This window comes from Lewinella sp. IMCC34191, from assembly GCF_003390935.1.
In the GTDB taxonomy this organism is placed as follows: domain Bacteria; phylum Bacteroidota; class Bacteroidia; order Chitinophagales; family Saprospiraceae; genus Neolewinella.
In genome coordinates this window covers 79,755-100,763 of record NZ_QNQZ01000011.1, presented here as the reverse complement: position 1 = coordinate 100,763, position 21,009 = coordinate 79,755, and the positions used below count along the sequence as shown (strand labels likewise).

The window sequence follows — 21,009 nt, the reverse complement described above, 5'->3', positions numbered from 1 at the left end:
GCCGGAAACGCTGGTTCCTCAACTGGACCGACCGGCCGGGAAGGGCGGTAGTGATTCCCCGGTAACGCCGGAGCACGGCGGCCGTACGCTCTCCTCTGCGCGGGAGGTATAGCTGGCCCGGACCGGCGACTAAAGGATAGATAAACTCATATGGCCCGGCTGAAGGTGGCGGTGGTCGGGTTCCGCGCCCAGTAGTAGTCGTCGAGGGGCAGGCAAATATTGCGCAGGTAGCCCATACCCGTTTTGGTAACCTCCACGCGGTAGGGCGACCGGCGGACCAGCCCGTCCAGGGCCATGTCGTTCCAGTGCAGCACCGCGCGGTCGATGGCCGGGCAGCGGAGGCTTTCCTCGTTCCAGTCCGTGAAGCCCTGGCACATGAGGTTGAGAATGTGGCGGCGAACCACCGTATCCGCGGCGGCCAGGGCGTGACCCTTGATAATGGGCAGGCGCCGTTCGAGCAAGACCGCCTTCTGGTAGGCTTCCACTTTCTTTTCATTCTGTACGTACATATCCCAGCTGTCGCCGATGGCCGAGCAACCGAGGGCCAGGGTAACCGGCGTATTGGCCGTGGTGTAGCCCATGAAATTCCGGTGGAGCCGACCGTCTCGGTGGGCTATAGCCAGGTCGTCGTCGGGGAGGGAGAAATGATCCAGGCCGATGTCCGTGTACCCGGACTCCTGCAGGAGCCGCCGCCCCGTCTGGCAGAGCTGCCAACGCTGCGTACCCCGGGGCAGATCGGCCTCGGAGTAGGCCCGCTGTCCGGGACTGTGCCAGGGTACGTGCGCGTAACCGTAGAAGGCGATCCGGTCCGGTTGGAATTCGCGGACTTTTTCCACCGAATAGCGAATGTCATGGACTTGCTGCCGCGGCAGGCCGTAGATCAGGTCGAAGTTGATGGAATCGTAGCCGGCCAGCTGCGCATTGCACACGGTGCGGGCAATACCCTCCTCGGTTTGTCGCCGGTTAATGAGCCGTAGGATCTCGGGGTTGAAGTCCTGGACGCCCAGGCTGACACGGCGGAAGCCCCGGGCGGCCAGGGTGGTGAGGTGGTCCGCCGTAGTGGTCGACGGGTGGGCTTCGAAGCCGAAGCTGTGATCGTCGGCCACCGGGAGCCGTTCCAGGATGCCGTCGACCAGGCGTGCCAGGGCGTCCGGACCAAAGAAGGTAGGCGTACCGCCCCCCAGGTGCAGTTCCCGAAGCCGCGGCAACTCCGTAAGCTCCTGGAGGTAGAGGTTTAGCTCCGCAAGTAAAGCATCGACGTAGGGTTCCTCGACGGCGTGGTTTTTCGTGATCCGTTTGTGACAGCCGCAGTAGGTACACAACTGCTCGCAGAAGGGCAAGTGCAGGTAGAGGCTGATGTCGCGCGTTTCGGAAAGGCGACGGTTTATGGACTCCAGCCAGGCTCCCGCTCCGGGCGCCGTGGGTTGCCAGTAGGGCACGGTAGGATAGCTCGTATAGCGGGGGACCGGACGGTCGTACTTTTCGATAAGACTCACGGAGGGCCGAATTTTTTCCAAAGGTGGGCCCCTGACTGCCGCCGCTTCGGTGATGCATTTTGGCCGCTGGGATGATTTATGTCACTCCGGGGGAGGCCATTGCGGTCGACCTTCGTAGCAGAATTCACGCCTATGCGAACCCTGCTACTCCTCTTCCTGACCGGTCACGGCTTGCTCCACTTATTGGGGTTCGGGGCAGCTGTCGGCTATTCCCCCGGTGATTTCACCACCTTTATTCCCCGATCCTGGGGACTGGGGTGGCTCGCGGTCGCGGCTATTCTTCTGCTCGCCGCCCTCCTGCTGGTTCTGCGCCGCCGCCACTGGCGTACGGTAGCCACCGTGGGGATTGTGCTCTCGCAGGTCCTCATCTTCCGCTTCTGGACGGACGCGGCCTTCGGTGCGATCGCCAACCTGATACTCGCGGTGGGCCTCCTGCTCAGTCAGGCGGCGTGGACCTTCGACCGACAAGCGCGGCGGGCGCGAAATAGGATGTTGCTCGTCGACGATGCCTCCGACCTCGAAGCCGAGCGCGATCTTCCGCCCCTGGTCAATCGCTGGTTAAGCCGCAGTGGGGCGGAGCACCACCGGGCGGCTTACCTCTGCCTCGAACAGCAGCTGGCCATAAAACTCAAACCGGAACAGACCGAGTGGTACGCCGCCGAGGCCGATCAACTCATACTCTCCTCCCGCCCCGCTTTTCACTGGTCGGTGCGGGTACGGCTGAATCCGCTGGTTGAGGTTTTCGGTACCGATACCCTTGATTCCGGTGGAGCAAGCCTGCGCATGTCCCTCTTCGGTCTGCTGACCGTAAGTGCGGTCAGCCAGAACGAAAAAGCAAACGAGGCGGCCCTGCAACGCTATCTTGCGGAACTGGCCTGGTTCCCGGCGGCCGCCCGTAGTTCCCGGATCGAATGGGAAGAAATGGACAGTGAACGGGCACGCGCTACCGTCTACGGCGGAGAGCAATCGGCATCGGGCATATTCACCTTTACCCCGCAGGGAGATTTTCTCCGCTTCGAGGCGCAACGCTACCGGGAACACGGGCCGGAAGCAAAGCGGGAACCCTGGATAGCCGAAGCTGATCGGTGGACAACCTTCGAAGGCGTACGGGTGCCTTCGCGACTGCGGGCCAGCTGGATGCTCGACGGAGAAAAGTGGACCTGGCTCCGCATCACCGTAACGAACCTCCGCCACGGCACCACGACGGCCCGTAACCGACAGCCCGACGTTCAGTTTCACGAATAAAGCACGCTTATGAAGATTTCCAGGGAAGACCTGCAATTACTGGATGCCTGCTGGCGTGCGGCGAATTACCTGTCCGTCGGGCAGATGTATCTGTGGGATAACCCCTTGCTCCGCCGGCCGCTGCGCCACGAGGACCTGAAACCTACCGTCCTGGGCCACTGGGGGTCCGCGCCGGGGCAAAACCTGGTGTACGTGCACCTCAACCGCATCATCCGGGAGCACGACCTCAGTATGTTCTATATCTCCGGCCCCGGCCACGCCGGTCAGGCCATGGTCGGCTGTACCTACCTGGAGGGTACGTATTCGGAAGTATATCCGGACATCAGTCCGGATGAAGCCGGACTGCGGAAGCTTTTCCGGCAGTTTTCCTTCCCGGGCGGCATCGGCAGCCACGTCTCTCCGGAATGCCCGGGCAGCATTCACGAGGGCGGGGAGCTGGGGTACTCGCTGAGCCATGCCTTCGGGGCGGTCTTCGATAACCCCGACCTGATCGCCGCCTGCGTGATCGGCGACGGGGAAGCCGAAACCGGCCCCCTAGCCACGGCCTGGCACGGCAATAAGTTCCTGAACCCGGCCACCGACGGTACCGTGCTGCCGATCCTCCACCTCAACGGTTACAAGATCGCGAACCCCACCATCCTGGCCCGGATCAGTACCGAAGAGCTCGACGACCTGCTGCGGGGTTACGGCTGGACGCCCTACTACGTGGAAGGAGACGACCCCATGACGGTCCATCGGGTCCTGGCCGACGTGCTTGAAGACATCGTCACGGAGATCCTCACCATCCGCCGCTGCGCCCGTAACGAGGGAGCCACCGCCCGCCCCCGCTGGCCGATGATCGTACTGCGCACCCCAAAGGGGTGGACCGGGCCCAAGGAAGTGGACGGCCACCCGGTCGAGGGGAGCTTTCGCGCCCACCAGGTGCCCATCACCGTGAAGACCGGTGACGACCAGGCCCTGCGCCAGCTGGAGCGGTGGATGAAGTCCTACCGCCCGGAAGAACTCTTCGACGACCGCGGGGCGTTGCGTCCCGAATTAGCGGCACTCGCCCCCGAAGGCGAACGCCGCATGGGGTCCAACCCCCACACGAACGGTGGTGCCCTTCTCCAAGAACTGGATCTGCCCGATTACGCCGATCTGGCCGTCGACGTCCCCCGCCCGGGAAGCGTCCGGGCCGCCGACACCGAGGTACTGGCCGGTTATCTGCGGGAAGTCATCCGCCGCAACGCCGGTAGCCGCAACTTCCGGATCTTCGGTCCCGACGAAACGCTCTCCAACCGCCTCGCGCCCGTTTTCGAGGTGACGCAGCGGCAATGGGCGTTGCCCGTAACCCCCAACGATGAGTTCCTGGCCGCCGACGGTCGCGTGATGGAAGTACTCAGCGAGCACCAGTGTCAGGGCTGGCTGGAAGGGTACCTGCTCACGGGCCGCCACGGCCTGTTCAACAGCTACGAAGCCTTCATCCACATCGTGGATTCCATGGTCAACCAGCACGCCAAGTGGCTGAAGCTGACCAATGATATCCCCTGGCGCAAGCCCATCGCTTCGCTCAACTACCTGCTGGCCTCCCACGTCTGGCAGCAGGCCCACAACGGCTTCACCCACCAGGATCCCGGTTTTATCGATCACCTGGTCAATAAAAAGGCGGAGGTTGTGCGGGTGTACTTACCCCCCGACGCCAACTGCCTGCTGTCGGTCTGGGACCACTGCCAGCGCAGCCGCCACTACATCAACGTCGTCATTGCCGGCAAGTACGCTTCCCACCAGTGGCTCGATATCGAGGCGGCCCGCGCCCACTGCGCCACCGGCATCGGCTGCTGGGAATGGGCCGGCTGCGATCTGGATACCGAGCCCGACGTGGTGATGGCGTGCTGTGGCGACGTGCCCACCCTGGAGACGCTGGCGGCCGTCCGCATCCTCCGGGAGGAGCTTCCGGAACTGAAAGTGCGGGTGGTCAACGTCGTCGATCTGATGAAGCTGCAGTCACCGACCCTGCACCCCCATGGGCTCGAGGAGGCGGACTTCGATGCGCTTTTCACCCGTGACCGGCCGATCGTTTTCGCTTTCCATGGCTATCCCTTCCTCATTCACCGCCTCGTTTACCGCCGGTACAATCACAACAACCTGCACGTGCACGGCTACCGGGAGGAGGGTACCATCACCACGACCTTCGATATGACCGTGGTGAACGAGCTGGATCGCTTCCACCTGGTGCTGGCCGTACTGCGGCGGCTTCCCGATCCGCGTACGTCCGAGCTAAGGTTGCAAGAGAAGATGGAGGCCAGGCTGCAGGCGCACCAAGCTTACATCCGCCGCCACGGGGTCGACATGCCGGAGGTGGCTGACTGGTCCTGGATATAAGCTTTATTCCTGCGCTCCGCCGCAAAAATCTGAAGGCGCGAAGTCTGCCCCTACAATCGAACGGGACAAGGCAAAGGGGCGGCGGTGCGCAGGTAAGATGCCTTTCACTAACCGGTAAAGATCATCGCCACCCATGATCCAGGTCAGCGAGAGCACCGGTCCACGCCGTGATATTTACCGTAAGCAGGCAGCGGGCGTCCGCCGCCGGTAAAACGCTACTAATCATGCGACATATCCTCATCCCTACCGATTTCAGCGCCGCCGCCGACCGCGCCCTTGCCTACGGCCGTCTGCTGGCCCGCGAGTTCGGGGCAACCGTTACCCTGGCCTATATACACTCTATGCCGATGGACCCGATGCGGATGGGCGAGGTCAGCGCCGAGCTCTACGAGGACGGGGAAGCAATGCTGGAAAAGCAGGCCGACCAACTGCGGGCCGAGGGCCTCACGGTCGACACCGAGGTTCAGCTGGGGGATGCCGTATCGCGACTGAAGAGCATCGTACTGAAGCGGGGCATCGACTTTATCGTGATGGGCTGCCAGGGGCGTCATTACGTGCCCGTCAACCTCTTCGGAAGCACCACCACCTCGCTGATGGAGGAAGTAAGCGTGCCGATACTGGCCGTCCCCCTCGAATACGAGCCCCGGAAACCCGAAAAAATCGTGTGGGCGACCGATAGTACGGTGCCCTCCGGGACCGACGTGCTGGAACCCATGCTGCACCTGGCCGAACGCAGCGGGCACGAGCTCCAGGTCTTTCACTACCAGGAGTACGATGAGCGGGAACTCCCCGACCCGAAATTCAAGGAATTGCTGGCCGACATCCCGACCGACTTCTACGTGCAGCTCGACGACGGAGCGACCGCCGACCGCGCCATTCGCGACTTCGTAGCCAAGACGGGGGCCGACCTGGTCACCCTGATCCACCGGCGCTCGGGCTGGCTCAACCGCCTGGTAGTCGCCTCCTCCACCCGGAAGGCGGTCTTCACCTCCCCCGTCCCCATCCTCATCCTGCAGGAGAAAAAGCCCCGATAGCATGCTTCGCACCACCTTTACCACTATACTATTCAGCCTGCTCTTCGGTGGATTATGCCTCCGCTGCACGGAAGATTTTTTCGTCGATCTGGAACCCCTCGAACGGGAGCTGATCGGTGTGTGGGTGGCCACGGAACGCCAGGATTCCTCCTCGCTGGCGGCTTTCAACGGGGGGGCTCAGTTGATCTGGCAGCGCAACTACCGCAAGTACGCCGGCATGACGCTGAGCCAGGAGGAAAAAGTGGCGCTGCGCCTAACGGAAGTATGGATGAATGGCCTGGATGCCGCCGTACGACAGGGCAATTTCCGCCAGATCGATCTCCAACTGGCCCAGTTGCACACCACGCTGCGCGAGTTGCGGGAACCCTACGCCGACCGCCACCCGGCCGACTTACTGTACGAGTTTGACGACAGGTGGAACTGGGTGGAGGAGATCAGCCACGACCAGATGATGTGCCTGGTGGAATGGTCGGAGTTTGAAGATGCGTTCCGCTTCGCGCTTACCTCCTGGGAGGGATTCCGGTCTCAGGCCTCGCGGCGGGGCGGTGTGCTTTTTCCCGGTATCGGACGGGCCGCCCCCGCCGCGGAACGTACCGCTCTTGCGGTAGACGAGGAGCTGGAGCATTTCCGGGAGCTGCTCACCCGTGGAGACCACACCCTGACAACCGCCAGCTCGGAGGCCGTTCGGCTACGCTTCCTGGAGTACGTCGCCGTATTGATCGACTACCCGAAGCCTGACATAAACCTGTAAAACAGCATAGCATGACCCATATTCTAGTCCCCGTTGATTTTTCCGCTACCAGCGCCGCCGCGCTGCGTTTCGCCGCCTACCTGGCGGAGGGAATGGATTTCGACCTGGAGGTGATTCACGTCTTCGACGCCCTGGTCAGTGCCACCCAGACCCTGAGCGTTCCCGTCAGGGAACGGGAGCAGCACCGCCTGGAAGCCGAGCTTCGTTCGTTTGCCCACAAGCATACGGACCCGGTGATGGCGGTGTACCAGGGCCGGTTGGAAACCCTGCCGGAGGTACGCTGCCGTGCGGTAGAGGGGGTGCCGGCCGCTACCTTACTCGGGCTGAGTGAACGGAGCGATACGGCCCTGGTGGTCATGGGTGGGGTAGGGTCGGGGCAGGGCTTGCGACCACCGGGCATCTTTGGTAGCGTCGCCCGGAACCTGGCCACCCGCGGCGGTTGTCCGGTGATCCTCATACCCAGCGGCTACGGCGACCCCGTGGTGGACCGGCTGGCGGTTGCCTTCGAGGAGCCGGCGGACCTGCGGACTTTCAAGCCCCTTCTCCGTCGCCTCATTCGGGGCCTCCATCCATCGGTACGCTACGTGCACGTCCGGGACCGGGATGCGGCGCTCGAACGAAAGCGAGCGGAGGATTTCGTACTGGTCTCTTTCGGGCCGGACTTTCCCAGTTATACCTACGCGTTCGACGAGCTGCCCCCCGGGAACGTGGTGGACAGCCTGGTGTCCTACACAGGGGAACGGCAAATCGACCTCCTGGTCGTGGGGCGCAAACGGCGGCCCTTTTTCAATCGCCTCTTCCACACCGATCACCTCTCACCGGTAGTACGGAAAAGCACGCTACCCCTGCTGGTCATTCCCTTCACCACCGATGAGGCCGATGATACGGATCATTCGGAGCGGTGACGACGAACAGTAGCGCGACCCCAACGGCGACCGAACTTTAGGTAAATCAAACCGCAGGCTCATGTCGCACCTTCTCATCCCCGTCGATTTCAGTCAGGCATCCCACGATGCCTATCGCTACGGCCTCCACGTCGCTAAGGCGCGGGGCCTGGACGTCATCCTGGTACACTATTACAGCGGATCGATCGACCCCCGCGCCAATCTCTACATCGGTGGCGACGGTAGCATCCAGGGCAGCTTCGAGGCCCGGCTGCGGGAATTCGCCTACCGGGGGTGTGGCGATCTGCCCGCCGTAGAGCCACCGACGGGGGTGGAGGTCACCTACGAAACCGGGGTAAGTCTCCGCCCGGCCGTTGCCATAAGCAAACGAGCCGGGGAAGCGGACGTCGACCTCGTCGTGATGCCCGCGCGTAGCTCCGCCTCCCTCCTTGGTAAATGGCTCGGCAGTACGACGAGTACGGTATCCGAAACCTGCAACCGCCCCGTTCTCATTGTGCCTCCGGGCTATTCCTACCGTCCGGTAGGGGAGATCGTGGTAGCGGATAACCGGGGCACCGCCGGTAGCTTTCCGTTCGCGGAACTATCGCGGGTAGCGGAGGTGTCCGGCAGCCGGTTACACATGGTACACGTGCATCGGACGGATGCGGAAATCCTGACCTTATCGCCCTTCTTCGGGGATCGGGCGGCGGCCCATCCCGACGATCCGGCAATCACCTACCGGGTAGCGATCGTGAACCAGGACGATATCAGCCAGGGGCTGCTGACCTACGCCGATCGGATAGACGCGGACCTGATCGTGATCTTCAACCGGACCCGCCGCCACTGGCAAGCCCTCCTACGGGCCACGCTCACCCAGGATCTCGCCCAACGGTCCACCCGCCCCGTGCTGGTACTGCACGAAACATTCGAAGTGCCGGCAACCGGCGAAAGAAAAAACCAAAACACCACCCCTAAGCATGTTGCGTAACCTACTCCTTCCGCTGCTGGCGGCCGCCCTGTTGTGCACGGCCTGCACCGAAGACCAGCTCCTAACGGGCGTGGAAGCCGAAGCGGCCTACGTCGACCTGCTTTCCAATCTCGAACGGTCGGATACGGTAGCCGCGAGGTCGGCCGCTGCGCGACTGAACGAGCGCCTACGAAATCTCCGCGCTCTGGCCTACCGGCCCCTGGGTGACGTGGCCGCCGAGGAACGCTCGTTCCGCCTTAATCGGGCCGAATGCACCTTTCTGGAAGCCTTCGCCTTCGTTGGCGCCGGTGATCTGGACCAGGCATCCGTGCAACTGGACCGGGCGGTCTACGAGCTCCGGGCGGCCGACCCTCCCGTCACCGACGAGCTGTACGTAATTCAGGTCTACGACTTCCTGATGGCGTGGCTGGAGTTGGTCCACCAACCGGATGCCCTGGAAACGGAGCGGGTCGCCTTGCTCATAGGGGCACTGAGGGAATGGAAACAGGTGAGCCACCTGCGCCCCGATGCCTTTCTCTATCCCGAATTATCCCGTCACCCCCAGGCTTTTCTCGCCTCGCACGCCGTCCTGGACGGGCACCTGGGCGAACTGTCCGACCACCTTGACCGCGGCGAGATGCCCGATCGGCAGTTGATGGAGCGTACGACCGAAGCGGTGTGGGGGGTGATTGGCCACTTCGGGACGGAAGGGGCGGGGAAAGACGAGCTTCCACCCGAAGAGGATAAAGCTCTTTCTACACCGATAAGCCTTTGAGCTTCTCCGGATGCAGCAGCCGGATCTCCTTGCCGTCCGTTTCGATCAGGTCGTCGCGGCGAAAATCGGATAGCGCCCGGATCACGCTCTCCTTGGTGGTGCCGACCATCTGGGCCAGCTCGTCGCGGGACAATTCGATCGGGGCTTCCCGGTACCGCTCGTGGAGGTCGCACAGAATCAGGGCGGTGCGCCGCCGGACGCTGTCGTAAGCTTGCTGTACCAATCGGTCGGAGCGTTCCACCGCCTCACCGGCCAGTACGTGCATGAGGGCTTCCGCTACGTTCCGGTCGCGGTTGACCAGGTCGAGGAGCTGGGTGGCCGGTAGCCGGGCACAGCGTACCGAGTGGCTGGCGGCGCGGGCGGTATAGTACAGCGGGATACGTTCGAGGAGGGAGGCGGTGCCGAAGATGTCGCCGGGTCCACGATCGGCGATGATGTAATCCCGACCGTATTCATGGGTGCGGGAGAGGTGGACGCGGCCTTCTTCGATCAGGTAGAGGAAGTGGACACGGTCACCGTCCCGCGCGATCGTTTCCCCCGCTTCGTAGGTAGCGGAGTTACCCGCGGCGGCGAAGGCCTCCAGGAGGCGTTCCCGGCCCCTGCCGGCATCGCGGAGGTGGGGGGTAGCCACTTCGGGGGAACCTTTCGCGCTGTTCGCGGCCTTCTTGAGTCGCGTACGGATCACCTGGAGTAATTCGTCCTTGTAGAAGGGTTTGGTGATATAGTCATCGGCGCCGAGGTTCATCCCGCGCCGAATGTCTTCCTTTTCCGTGCGCGCGGTGATGAAGACGAAGGGGATGGCGGCGGTCAGCGGGTTCTCGGAGAGTAAATTGAGCACGCCGTAGCCATCGAGTTCGGGCATCATGACGTCACAGAGGATGAGGTCGGGTGGCTGATTCAGGGCCGCCTTTACCCCCTCCAGTCCGTGGTTGGCGGTGGCCACCTCGTAGCCGTAAAGTTCCAAGATCTCGGCGAGATTTTCGCGTACTTCCCCGTTGTCTTCGATGATCAGGATGGAGGCTTTATTCATGGGCGGGTGGATTGGGGAGCGAGACCGTGAAGGTGGTTCCCCGGCCGAGGTCGCTACTGAACGCGACGTTGCCTGCGAGGAGGTCCACGTAGTGGTGCACGATGTTGAGGCCGAGACCGGTACCCTTTATATTTTCGACGTTACCCGCGCGGAAGAAGCGATCGAATAGGTGTTCCCGGTCCGCCTCGGGGATACCGATACCGTGGTCTTCCACAGATAGCAGGATCCGCGCCCCCTTATTTTGCGCCCGGACGGTGATGGACGCATTCTCGGGGGAATACTTCCCGGCATTGGAGATGAGATTCATCAGTACGTGGCGCAGGAGTTTGGGATCGCTGTGCAGGGAAGTGACGGATTCGTCCACTTCCATAAGGATCCGCTGGCCGGCCTGCAGTTGGCCCTCGCTGCTCTCGATGCTGGTGGCCAGTAGGGCACGGACGTCAACGGGTTGCATAATGACGGCTACTTTTCCCTGCTCCAGCTGGGAGAGGGAAAGGAAGTCGTCCAGCACTTCGGTGAGCTGGCTGACGGCCGCTTTTATGCGGTCGAGGTGGCGCAGTCGCTTGGGCTGCTGGTCGGCACTCTGGTACAGTTCGATGATTTCCGCCGAGCTGAGCACGGTGCTCAGGGGGGTCTTGAACTCGTGACTGGCCATGCTGAGAAAGCGGCTCTTTAATTCATTGAGCTCCCGCTCCCGCCCCAGGGCCCGCTTCAGTTCCTTTTCGCGGGCGCGCAGGGTGGCGGTACGTTCGCTCACCTTGTTTTCCAGCTCGCGGTTCAGTTCGATCACTTCTTCCTGCGCCCGCCGAAAATCGGTGAGGTCGTGCAGGATACCGGTATAGAGCACGCCATTATCGAGCTTTATTTCACTCACCGCCAGCCGCAGGGGGAAGTGTTCGCCGTTTTTCCGGCGCCCGATAACTTCCCGTCCGATACCGATGATGTGGGGATCGCGGGTGCGCTGGTAGCGCTGCAGGTAGCCGTCGTGGTGCTGGCGGTCGTGGTCGCCCATGAGCGTATTGACCTTCTGCCCCAGCATCTCGGTGACGGCGTAGCCGAAGAGCTCGGCCGCGGCGGGGTTGGCGTTTTCGATGATGCCACGACCGTTCATCGTGATGATGCCGTCGGTAGCCATCTCGAATAGAGCTCGTAGCCTGCGTCCGTCTTCCTGATCCATGGGCGGTGTCATTTCCGATGTTGACCGTGGGTGAAGGTAAGAAAGCGGGGCGGCGTAGGTGGCGTCTCCGCCAGGTAGCCGCCCCGTGTCAAGTGAGGCTACTGAAAAGTTTACGCGGCTTTTTCCAGGCTGCTTTCCCTGGCGGCAGCCATCGGCAATACCTTGGATTCAGTGGCTGCGGTTGTTTCTGCCCGGAAGCTAACGCCCAGAATAGCGCTGAGAAAGATGGGCAGCGCCAGCAGGGCGATCGCGTAGTAGCCGCTGAACATGCCCAGCAGGACGACCCCCATCATGAGGTAAAAACGGATGACGACTTTGTCGAAGGTGATGGCGTAGAAGCGCATGGCTGTTTTCGATTGGTGATGGTACAAATATCCAGGGCGCGCGAACCCTATTCCCTGACGTACATCACCGCAGGCGATGATTGCGATCAGGGTATTCCGCATACCCGAATCAAGGCCCTTTGCCGTTCGTGGCAGTCTTGGGTCTTATTCAGGAGATATTAATATGATCTTATATTTGTGATCCGAAACCTGAACCTACCGACCCCGATCCGTTGGTGGACAAGCTATCGCGACCGGTAGGCTAGACCCAAAAACCTGAGACACTGCCCGACTATATATTTGGACTCCGCCGGGTGCAACTGCTAAAATTCGTGCGCTTACTGCTGCTTTTGATCCCGCTTTTCCTGCCTCTTTGCCCCCTGATCGGACAAAACACGATTCTGTACTTCAACTGGGAGGCTACCGATCCCAAGATTTCCGAAATCGGACCGGACGCCGCCTCCATCGGGAACCTGGCGGCGACAAAGCTCCGGCTGGACGGCAATACCCGGGGACTGGCCGTGAGTCAGACGTCCACGAAGCAGAATCTTGACCTGGTCCTCGCGGACGCCCCCCTGTATAACGTAGGTGGCATAGACATTTCCTTCGACTACCAACGGGACGAAACGGTGTACACCGTGTTGCGCCGGAACAATTTCTATTTAGGGAACGGCGGTCTGAACGTCCAGTACCGAGTCAGCGACGGAGCCGGCGGAAGCCAAACGATAACGTCGCCGACCTTCGAGATTGAAAACGATGACGTATACCGTACGTACCGCTTCCGGTACGAACCCGTATCGGGGATCGGTACGCTTTATAAAGACGGTGTCACCGTGTGGACGTCCGCGGCCACGCCCGGCCGGAACCTGTACTGGGTCGGAGACGGTGACCTGACCATCGGGGTCGACATGGACGGGAGTGGAACTCAAAATGCCGTGCTGGATAACTTCACGATCGTGGAGCTAGCGTCGGCGCTGCCGGTGCTTTGGGAAACCTTCACCGCCCAACCCCGGGGGGAGACCGCCGTTGCCCTGGCGTGGACTACGGGTGCCGAGGTCAATAATGATTACTTTCTGGTGCAAAGAAGTACCGACGGGTCGAGCTGGCGTGCAATCGACAGTATGGCGGGGAGCGGGTCAACCCCGGAGCGGCAGGAGTACCGAAGCCAGGACGATGCCCCCCGGCCGGGAATCAATTACTACCGACTGGAGCAATTCGATTACGATGGGACTTCTTCCTACTCCCCGGTACGTTCGGTGATGATGCCGCACCCCGATGGGGTGGCCATATACCCGAATCCAACGACCGACTTCGTAACCGTCACGACGGCTTTCCCCTACGTAGCTGCGGAGATAGTCGTTCGGAGCGACGGCGGTCAGCGCGTCGGTGACAGACTGACGGTACGAAGGGAGACACCGACGCGCTTTCGGTTGGATTTCCGAAGCTTGCCCACCGGTTGCTACGTGGTGGTCGTAGGCGGCCGGCCGTATCGCGTATGCAAGCTAGGTTAGCGAGTCCTCTACTTACCTTTGGCCCACATGAATTCCCTAGAAATCGCTTACCCCGGCGGACCCCTCCGCGGCCACCTCCGCCTCACCGGTTCCAAATCCATCGCCAACCGCGCCCTCCTTATCCGCGCCCTTACACCCGGCGGTTTTGAGATCGACCGGCTGGCCGCCGCCGACGATACCGTCCGGATGCAGCAGCTCCTGGAATCAGACGAAGAGGTACTGGACTGCGGACCCGCCGGCACCACCTACCGCTTCCTCACGGGCTATCTCTGCCGCCGACAGGGTAGTCAGTTGCTGACCGGCAGTCAGCGCATGAAGGAGCGCCCGATCGGCATTCTCGTGGACGCGCTGCGGACCCTCGGCGCCGACATCGAATACGCGGAAAAGGACGGCTATCCGCCCCTCCGCATCGGCTACAGCGCCCTGGATAAAAGCGACCGCGTCAGCATCGCCGCCGATACCAGCAGCCAGTACATCTCCAGCCTGCTGATGCTGGCCCCTACGCTGCCCACGGGCCTGAAACTTACCCTCGAGGGGGAGATCGTCAGTATGCCGTACATCCGTATGACCCTGGCGCTGATGGAACACTTCGGCGTGCGTCACCACTGGGAGGGGCAGACCATCGTCGTAAACCCCCAGGTTTACCAGGCCAAAGCCTTCACGGTGGAGGCGGACTGGTCGGCGGCCAGCTACTACTACAGCCTGGCCGCGCTGGCCGAAGAGGCCGACCTCCGCGTCGACGGGCTTTTCGAGAATAGCCTGCAGGGCGACGCCGTCGTTAACAAGCTCTACGAAGAATTTGGGGTGACGACAACCTTTACCCGGGAGGGCATCCACCTTACCAAGCCGGCCGGTACCCCGCCACCGCCCCTCTTCGAGCACGATTTCGTGGAGTGCCCGGACATTGCCCAAACCGTTATGGCCACCTGTGCCGGCCTGGGGGTGCAGGGGCTCTACTCCGGATTGCAAACGCTCTTTATCAAGGAAACCGATCGGGTAAAGGCCATGAAGGCCGAGCTTGGGAAAGTCGGGGTGTCGCTCTATAAAATTCCACCCCGTATGGCGGGTAAAACCGGTATTCAGTACTTCGCCCAGGAAGGAAAAGCGGACTTTGCCGCCGGCACGCCCACCTTTTCCACCTACCACGATCACCGGATGGCGATGGCGCTGGCCCCGCTGGCGTTGCTGCATTCGGTGCGATTCGAAGATCCCGAGGTGGTGGAGAAGAGCTATCCGGATTTTTGGAAGGACTTGGCTGCCCTGGGGATCGCGGCGGTTTAATGGGGTAGGCGATTGGGGGGCATTTTCGCGAGGCCCTCCGCTCGCTGGTTGGGAGGCGCGAGGCCCTCTGCTCGCTGGCGCTTGCGGCAGACCTCGCTGGTCAGCGGCGTCCCTGCCAGGGCCGCTGGGGGGGCGGGGTGGAGGGGGCAGCTCCCGGAACCTTCTTACTTTGTCCTTCGTACTTCACACATCGTCCTTCCCCATGCCCCGCAAGACCGCCGAGCAGCGCACCACCCTCGACCTACACGGGATGCGGGTGCCCGTGCGCATCATTACCGAGCGGGGGCGGCGGTCTACCATCGCTTCGGTGCGGCAGCGGGCGCTCTACATCCGACTGCCCCACGCGCTGGGGGAGAAGGAACGGCAGCGACGCATTGAGGAGATGATCGACTGGGCCCGGAAGACCGCCGCCGACCGGCCCGAGGCCTTCGCGCATCTGGTAGCTCCGCCCGTAGCTGCGGCCTACACCTTCGACTTTCGGGGGGAGGAGTACCGGATCGCGGTACGGACACACCCGGGCAAGACGCACCGGATCGTCCCGGGTAGAGGACATGCGGTTACCGTGAAGCTCAGTACCTGCGCTCCGCCGCAACAACAGACGAAAGCCATTCCTAAGCTACTGGCGAAATATTTCGCCGGGGGCTGTCTGCCGGAAATCACGCGCCGCGTCCACGAGCTCAACGACCGGCACTTTCAGCGCAGGATCCACGAAGTCAAACTGAGCGACACCTACACCCGCTGGGGCTCGTGCTCCCACCGTGGTAATATTAATCTCGCCACCCGCTTGCTACTGGCCCCGCCCGCCGTGCTGGATGCCGTCATCATTCACGAACTGGCCCACCTGCTGGAGGCCAATCACGGCCCGAAGTTTTGGGCGCACGTCGCCCGCGCGCTGCCGGAATACAAAGTGTATGACAAGTGGCTACGCGAAAACGGCGCCGGGCTGCGTTTCGATCCGGTACCCATAGACTAATTTAGCCCCATGCGCTTATTTATTACCGGTCTGCTCGCCGTGGTCCTGGCCAGTTGTATCTCTCCGAAGAAGGCAGCCGAACGCTACCAGCCGCGGATCGACAGCCTCGATAGCCTCGCCGCCGTGCAGGCCGATTCCATTTACCGCCTGACCCTGGCCCTGGAGCGCAGCCGGGGCGGCAACGATATGCTACTCGAAACGCAGAGCCGCCTGCAGGACCGCCTCATCGAGCAGGACGACCGCATCGAAGCCCTGCAGAGCAACCTGTCCAGTACCAATACCGATCTCAACGAGCAACTGGAAAACCTACGCGAAACCCTCGAAGGGCGGGAGGCGAACCTGGATTCGGTACTCGCCCTGCAGGGGCGCATCATCCGAGAATATTCCAACAGCCTCACCTCGGTCGCCAATCGCCTGAGCGATTCCCTCGAAACGAAACTGGATAGCGGACAGTACCTCATCACCGCCCGCCCCGGGGAGGTTATCCTGAGCGTTCAGGAAAGCTCGCTTTTCCGTCCCCGCTCGGTAGGATACCTGGTGGAGGGGGCGGGGCCCGTGCTGCGGGTACTGGCCGGCACCCTTCAGAACAACCCCCTACTGAAGCTGCGCATCGTAGGGCACACCGACAACCAGGCCAACCCGCTCAAGAATACCGACAACTGGGAGTACGCCGCCTTGCGTGCCGCTACCCTGGCCGATAAGCTCGCCAGCGAACATTACGTCAGCCCCAATCGCTTAACCGGCGCCTCCCAGGGCGAATACGGGCCCGTGCAGAGTAACGCCTCCGAAGAGGGCCGCTACCAAAACCGCCGGATGGAATTCGTATTCACCAGCAACGTTGCTAATTTGCTGCGGGCGCTCGACCGGCTTACCGTCCAGGCCGCGGGCTTAAAACGCTAATCACCATGGTTGACCAGATCGACATCACCAAAGTCCTCTTCCTCGACATCGAAACCGTAAGCGGATCGCCCGCCTACGACGATCTGGACGACAATATGCAGTACCTGTGGTCGCTCAAGGCACCCGGGGCGCTGCGCCGCTACGGCGAAACCGTGGAGGGGGAAGAACTGGCCGAATCCTACAACGATAAGGCAGGCATCTTCGCCGAATTCGGCAAAATCGTCTGCATCAGCGTCGGGGCGGTCTACCGCGACTCCGACCGCAAGCTGAAGATCCGGCTGAAGTCCTTCGCCGATCGCGACGAAGCCAAGCTGCTGACGGCCTTCAGCGAGATGATCGACCAGTACTACGGAGATCCCAACAAGTTCTACATCTGCGGGCACAACATCAAGGAATTCGACGTGCCCTACATGTGCCGCCGCATCGTCATCAACCAGCAGCCCATGCCGAAGCTGCTCGATATTTCCGGCAAGAAACCCTGGGAAACGAAGCACCTGCTCGATACGATGGAGCTCTGGAAGTTCGGCGACCGTAAATCGTACGTTTCCCTCAAGTTGCTCGCCGGGATTCTCGGCTTCCCCAGTCCGAAGGATGACATCGACGGGAGCGAGGTAGGCCGCGTCTTTTGGGAGGAGGATGACCTGGAGCGCATCGCCGTGTACTGCGAAAAGGACGTCCTGGCGACCGCCCAGCTGTTCATGCGGTATGCCCGCAAGCCCTTATTCGAGGAGGAGCAGGTTTCCTTCGTGGAACGTTAAATTCGGAGCCACATTCGTCCGGCAAACGACGGGTGCCCCCGTAGCCGTTAGCCTATAAGCCCGGCGGCTGGTTTACTGCGCCCGGCGAGGTAAATTTGGTGGCATGAGGTTTTGGCCCGCGGTTTTCGCGTCTTTGCTGTTCTCGTTCGCGGCTTCCGCCCAGGAAGGGCAACTGCCCGCTCAGGATTTTTTGCGCGCCCACGCCAACGATCTAGGGGTAGCGGCCTCCGATCTGGCCGAGCTGCCGGTGCTGGATCGCTACCCTTCGCCCGGCGGCATCGAGCACGTTTACCTGGGGCAATCGTACAACGGCACGCCTATTTATAACGCCGGGGCCACGGTCCACTTCCGGGGCACGGAGGTTCTCCACCACACTTCCCGTTTGGCCGCCGGGATCGCCGGTCGGATCGAAAACACCGTTCCCGCCCTGACGCTTCAGCAGGCTTTTATATCCGCATCCCCGCCGCCGGGCGCTATCCTGGAGGAGGGCGAACTCGTGTACTACCCCCTGCCCGAAACGGGTACCCTTCGCCTCTGCTGGCAGCTAACGATCGACGACCGGGCGGCGGGCATCCACTCTTTGAGCATGGTCGACGCGGTAACGGCACTGGAACACTACCGCGCGGACCTGTCGGTCAGCTGCTCCTTTCCGGAAGTAGGGCGGCGGAGCGCAGGTAAAAAAGCCGTCGTTCAACCGGAAGGGACTCCCTTACTCCCGCTCCAGGACGGGGCCATGTACTACGTCTACCCCTTTGGCCTGGAGTCCCCGCTCGACGGAGACCGCCAACTGATGTTCGAGCCGGCCGACCGCCAAGCTTCCCCCTTCGGCTGGCACGATACCGATGGAATCGCCGGCCCGGAATACACCATCACCCGGGGCAACAACGCCTATGCCTACCGTGACGCCGACGGCCAACGCAACGAGCCGGATACGGGCTACGTCGCCAATGGAGAAGCGGCGCTTGATTTTGACTTTCCCCTCGATCCCCACCGCCGGCCGGAAGCCATGGTGCAGGCCTCCCTGACGCAACTCTTCTACAACGCCAACGCGCTGCACGACTGGGCCTTCGCCCACGGCTTCGATGAGCGTGCCGGCAACTTTCAGCAGTTCAACTACGGCGGTGGCGGCCGGGCCGGTGACCCCGTGCTTGCGGAGGCACAGGACGCATCGGGTAACAACAACGCCACCTTCTACACCCCCCGCGACGGAAAACCCGGCCGCATGCAGATGTTCCTCTGGCGGGGGCGGACCGAACTGTTCGAAGTACGGTATCCGGCCGCGCTGGCCGGCCGCTACCCAAGTGCCAACGCCGACTTCGGACCCCAACTGGGCGACGATCCGGTTGCCGGCGAACTCGCCATCGGACTGGACGGGAGCGATCAACCCACCCTTGGCTGTGGGCCTCTCGTCAATGGGAATCACCTGAAGGGCAAGGTAGTCTTACTTCAGCGCGGCGAATGCGCCTTCCAACTAAAAGCCTACCGCGCGGAACAGGCCGGTGCGCGGGCGGTGATCATCAGCAACCCGGAGAACGATCTTTTCCCGATGGGTGCGATGGAAGCCGGGGAGGATTACCCGGTCACGATCCCCGTCGTTATGCTCCGGCAGGTGGACGCCGAACCCCTGCGTGAGGCCCTGCTGCGTGCCGAAACCGTACGGATCGGGCTGGCCGACTATAGCCGGGCACCCATCGACGGGAGTTTCGACAACGGGGTAGTCGCCCATGAGTACGGGCACGGTATCAGCAACCGACTGGTGGGCGGGCCCGCTCGTAATACCTGCCTGCTCAACAACGAGCAAATGGGGGAGGGGTGGTCCGACTTCTTCCTGCTTGCCTCCACCCCGCGATCGGCGACTCCAACCCCTTCCGGCAGCGAGCGGCGCTCTATCGGTGTGTATTCCACGGCAGCTCCGATCGGATCGCTCGGCTTCCGCAGTCAGTTCTATTCCACCGACCCGAAGGTGAACACCCTCACCTACGACGACGTCATCACCGCCGCCGTACCGCACGGAGTAGGGGAAGTCTGGGCCGCTACCCTGTGGGATATCTACTGGGCATTAGTGGATCGCTACGGCTTCGATGAGGATCTCGTACGGGGGACGGGCGGCAATAACCGGGCGGTCCGACTGGTCATCGAGGCCATGAAGTATACCCCCTGCAGTCCCGGCCTCATTGATGGCCGCGACGCGCTGCTTATGGCCGATACGTTCCAGCACGGGGGCGAAGATGCCTGTTTGCTCTGGGACATCTTTAGTCGTCGCGGTCTCGGCTTCTCGGCCCGGCAGGGAGAGAGTTCGCTCCACAATGACAACCGGGAAGCCTTCGACGGCAATCCCGCCTGTGTACCCACCGTCAAACTGTACAAAGCGGCCAGCCGGGAATACATAAAAGCCGGCGACTCGGTAACCTACACCCTCACCGTACGCAATGACAAACCCGAAGCGGTTACCGGCCTGACCCTTACGGACGAAGTACCGCGGGGGATGACCGTCGACCAAAGTAGCATTAGCGGGGCCACGGACTTCACGCTCGATGGGAACGGCCTTGTTCTCGAACTTCCCGACCTAGCCGCCGGGGAACGGTACACGCTGAGCTATAGAGTCCTTACGGATCCGCATCTAGCACCCACCCAGCTATTCGGCGACGGTGCCGAAGATGGTGACGAGCAATGGACGACCGTCTCTCGGTCCGGCAGCAACGGCTGGACACGCACCGCTACGGCCGCATTTTCCGGCGACACGGCCTGGTACGTCCGCAATACGGACGTTGAGCAGGAACACAGCCTGCAGACCGCCCAAGCTGTTGTGGTGGCCGGCGCCGCTCCCGCCCTGCGCTTCTTCACCCGCTACGAAACGGAACCCGCCTACGACGGGGGCGTAGTGGAAATCTCTACGGACGGAGGCGTGAGCTGGCAAGGTCTGGCGGACAAATTTATTCGCCATGCTTACCGCGGACGACTCTCCGCCCGGGGCGCGACGCCCCTTCGGGGCCAGCAAAGCTTCTGGGGGGATAGCGAAGGCTATCGGGAAGTGATTGTCGACCTCAGTGCCTACCGCGGCCGGTCGGTCCATTTTCGCTGGCGGTTCGCATCCGACGCGGCGGTGGGGGCTGCCGGGTGGTGGCTCGATCACGTGGAAGTGGTACCGGAGTTGATCACCTACGACGGGATGGCCCGCCTAACGACCTCCAGAGGCGATCGCGACAGCAGCCGGGTAACGGCTCCCGGAGTCGTGGTCAACTTCCTGGACGACAAATTGGTCGGTGTATTTCCGCAACCGACGGTCAATCCGACGGTCATGCTCCTCCCCAATCCGGCTACCGGTCAGGTAACCCTTCGGTTTGTCGCTGGTACGGTCGGACCGGGGCGGATTGAAATTGCCACGGCTACGGGTAAAATGGTGCTGGCTAAGCCCGCTGCCCTGACCGGGCGGTTGCAGGAGATTCCGCTTGACGTGTCCCACCTTCCCACCGGGACGTACACCCTGCTGCTCACGGAGGCGCAGTCGCGTACCGCCCTTAGGCTTTCGGTGATCCGCTGATC

17 protein-coding genes are annotated in these 21,009 nt (G+C 62.2%); 13 read left to right on the top strand and 4 right to left on the bottom strand.

Going from position 1 to position 21,009, the window contains the following annotated elements; translation table 11 throughout:
• Positions 1-146 precede the first annotated feature (146 nt).
• Positions 147-1,496 carry an oxygen-independent coproporphyrinogen III oxidase gene (hemN, locus tag DRW39_RS18885; protein WP_116108646.1) on the bottom strand — a complete coding sequence of 450 codons (1,350 nt, stop codon included), beginning with the start codon at positions 1,494-1,496 and terminating at the stop codon, positions 147-149.
• 132 nt (positions 1,497-1,628) lie between these two features.
• Here hemN and DRW39_RS18880 point away from each other — a divergent pair, with 132 nt between their 5' ends.
• The 7 genes from DRW39_RS18880 to DRW39_RS18850 all read left to right on the top strand — a co-directional run bounded on the left by DRW39_RS18880 (position 1,629) and on the right by DRW39_RS18850 (position 9,513).
• Entirely contained in the window at positions 1,629-2,741 is a 1,113-nt protein-coding gene (locus tag DRW39_RS18880; protein WP_116108645.1) for a DUF6920 family protein, read from the top strand.
• 9 nt (positions 2,742-2,750) lie between these two features.
• The gene (locus DRW39_RS18875) at positions 2,751-5,102 is read left to right on the top strand and encodes a phosphoketolase (RefSeq protein WP_116108644.1); all 2,352 of its coding nucleotides are present in this window, start codon (positions 2,751-2,753) and stop codon (positions 5,100-5,102) included.
• A 224-nt stretch (positions 5,103-5,326) separates the two neighbouring features.
• Positions 5,327-6,136, top strand: a complete 810-nt coding sequence (locus tag DRW39_RS18870; RefSeq protein WP_116108643.1) for a universal stress protein — start codon at positions 5,327-5,329, stop codon at positions 6,134-6,136.
• A gap of 1 nt (position 6,137) precedes the next feature.
• Positions 6,138-6,887 carry a hypothetical protein gene (locus DRW39_RS18865; RefSeq protein WP_116108642.1) on the top strand — a complete coding sequence of 250 codons (750 nt, stop codon included), beginning with the start codon at positions 6,138-6,140 and terminating at the stop codon, positions 6,885-6,887.
• Between the two features lie 11 nt (positions 6,888-6,898).
• Positions 6,899-7,792 carry a universal stress protein gene (locus tag DRW39_RS18860; protein ID WP_116108641.1) on the top strand — a complete coding sequence of 298 codons (894 nt, stop codon included), beginning with the start codon at positions 6,899-6,901 and terminating at the stop codon, positions 7,790-7,792.
• A 61-nt stretch (positions 7,793-7,853) separates the two neighbouring features.
• Positions 7,854-8,759 carry a universal stress protein gene (locus DRW39_RS18855; protein WP_116108640.1) on the top strand — a complete coding sequence of 302 codons (906 nt, stop codon included), beginning with the start codon at positions 7,854-7,856 and terminating at the stop codon, positions 8,757-8,759.
• A complete protein-coding gene (locus DRW39_RS18850; RefSeq protein ID WP_116108639.1) occupies positions 8,749-9,513 on the top strand; it encodes a hypothetical protein in 765 nt (254 codons plus the stop codon). The genes DRW39_RS18855 and DRW39_RS18850 overlap by 11 nt, the downstream gene beginning before the upstream one ends.
• On the opposite strand, the gene DRW39_RS18845 is transcribed toward DRW39_RS18850, so the two are convergent.
• The 3 genes from DRW39_RS18845 to DRW39_RS18835 all read right to left on the bottom strand — a co-directional run bounded on the left by DRW39_RS18845 (position 9,494) and on the right by DRW39_RS18835 (position 12,064).
• On the bottom strand, positions 9,494-10,543 hold the full coding sequence (locus DRW39_RS18845) for a response regulator (RefSeq protein WP_116108638.1): 1,050 nt from the start codon (positions 10,541-10,543) through the stop codon (positions 9,494-9,496). The two genes, DRW39_RS18850 and DRW39_RS18845, sit on opposite strands and share 20 nt — an antisense overlap.
• Positions 10,536-11,720 (bottom strand): PAS domain-containing sensor histidine kinase, encoded by a 1,185-nt coding sequence (locus DRW39_RS18840; protein WP_232830194.1) that lies wholly within the window; start codon positions 11,718-11,720, stop codon positions 10,536-10,538. Before DRW39_RS18840 ends, DRW39_RS18845 begins: the two co-directional genes overlap by 8 nt.
• A 110-nt stretch (positions 11,721-11,830) precedes the next feature.
• The gene (locus DRW39_RS18835; protein WP_116108636.1) at positions 11,831-12,064 is read right to left on the bottom strand and encodes a hypothetical protein; all 234 of its coding nucleotides are present in this window, start codon (positions 12,062-12,064) and stop codon (positions 11,831-11,833) included.
• Between the two features lie 311 nt (positions 12,065-12,375).
• Between DRW39_RS18835 and DRW39_RS18830 the strand changes: the two genes are divergently transcribed.
• The 6 genes from DRW39_RS18830 (at position 12,376) to DRW39_RS18805 (ending at position 21,007) form a co-directional block, all read left to right on the top strand.
• Positions 12,376-13,554: a T9SS type A sorting domain-containing protein gene (locus DRW39_RS18830; protein WP_157976219.1), complete on the top strand. Its 1,179-nt coding sequence runs from the start codon at positions 12,376-12,378 to the stop codon at positions 13,552-13,554.
• A gap of 27 nt (positions 13,555-13,581) precedes the next feature.
• Entirely contained in the window at positions 13,582-14,835 is a 1,254-nt protein-coding gene (locus DRW39_RS18825; protein WP_116108634.1) for a 3-phosphoshikimate 1-carboxyvinyltransferase, read from the top strand.
• Between the two features lie 169 nt (positions 14,836-15,004).
• A complete protein-coding gene (locus DRW39_RS18820; protein ID WP_157976218.1) occupies positions 15,005-15,808 on the top strand; it encodes a M48 family metallopeptidase in 804 nt (267 codons plus the stop codon).
• Positions 15,809-15,817: 9 nt separating this feature from the next.
• A complete protein-coding gene (locus tag DRW39_RS18815) occupies positions 15,818-16,708 on the top strand; it encodes a flagellar motor protein MotB (RefSeq protein WP_116108632.1) in 891 nt (296 codons plus the stop codon).
• 5 nt (positions 16,709-16,713) lie between these two features.
• Positions 16,714-17,466: a ribonuclease H-like domain-containing protein gene (locus tag DRW39_RS18810; RefSeq protein WP_116108631.1), complete on the top strand. Its 753-nt coding sequence runs from the start codon at positions 16,714-16,716 to the stop codon at positions 17,464-17,466.
• Between the two features lie 103 nt (positions 17,467-17,569).
• Positions 17,570-21,007, top strand: coding sequence for a M36 family metallopeptidase (locus DRW39_RS18805; protein WP_116108630.1), 3,438 nt, complete (start codon positions 17,570-17,572; stop codon positions 21,005-21,007).
• Positions 21,008-21,009: the final 2 nt, after the last annotated feature.

Bases quoted from the DNA above. Each gene is read 5' to 3' on its own strand.
- DRW39_RS18870 (WP_116108643.1), top strand. From the start codon at position 5,327: ATGCGACATATCCTCATCCCTACCGATTTCAGCGCCGCCGCCGACCGC.
- DRW39_RS18835 (WP_116108636.1), bottom strand. From the start codon at position 12,064: ATGCGCTTCTACGCCATCACCTTCGACAAAGTCGTCATCCGTTTTTAC.
- DRW39_RS18810 (WP_116108631.1), top strand. From the start codon at position 16,714: ATGGTTGACCAGATCGACATCACCAAAGTCCTCTTCCTCGACATCGAA.
- DRW39_RS18840 (WP_232830194.1), bottom strand. From the start codon at position 11,720: ATGGATCAGGAAGACGGACGCAGGCTACGAGCTCTATTCGAGATGGCT.
- DRW39_RS18875 (WP_116108644.1), top strand. From the start codon at position 2,751: ATGAAGATTTCCAGGGAAGACCTGCAATTACTGGATGCCTGCTGGCGT.
- DRW39_RS18845 (WP_116108638.1), bottom strand. From the start codon at position 10,543: ATGAATAAAGCCTCCATCCTGATCATCGAAGACAACGGGGAAGTACGC.
- DRW39_RS18850 (WP_116108639.1), top strand. From the start codon at position 8,749: ATGTTGCGTAACCTACTCCTTCCGCTGCTGGCGGCCGCCCTGTTGTGC.
- DRW39_RS18825 (WP_116108634.1), top strand. From the start codon at position 13,582: ATGAATTCCCTAGAAATCGCTTACCCCGGCGGACCCCTCCGCGGCCAC.
- DRW39_RS18855 (WP_116108640.1), top strand. From the start codon at position 7,854: ATGTCGCACCTTCTCATCCCCGTCGATTTCAGTCAGGCATCCCACGAT.
- DRW39_RS18860 (WP_116108641.1), top strand. From the start codon at position 6,899: ATGACCCATATTCTAGTCCCCGTTGATTTTTCCGCTACCAGCGCCGCC.
- DRW39_RS18865 (WP_116108642.1), top strand. From the start codon at position 6,138: ATGCTTCGCACCACCTTTACCACTATACTATTCAGCCTGCTCTTCGGT.
- DRW39_RS18880 (WP_116108645.1), top strand. From the start codon at position 1,629: ATGCGAACCCTGCTACTCCTCTTCCTGACCGGTCACGGCTTGCTCCAC.
- DRW39_RS18815 (WP_116108632.1), top strand. From the start codon at position 15,818: ATGCGCTTATTTATTACCGGTCTGCTCGCCGTGGTCCTGGCCAGTTGT.
- DRW39_RS18805 (WP_116108630.1), top strand. From the start codon at position 17,570: ATGAGGTTTTGGCCCGCGGTTTTCGCGTCTTTGCTGTTCTCGTTCGCG.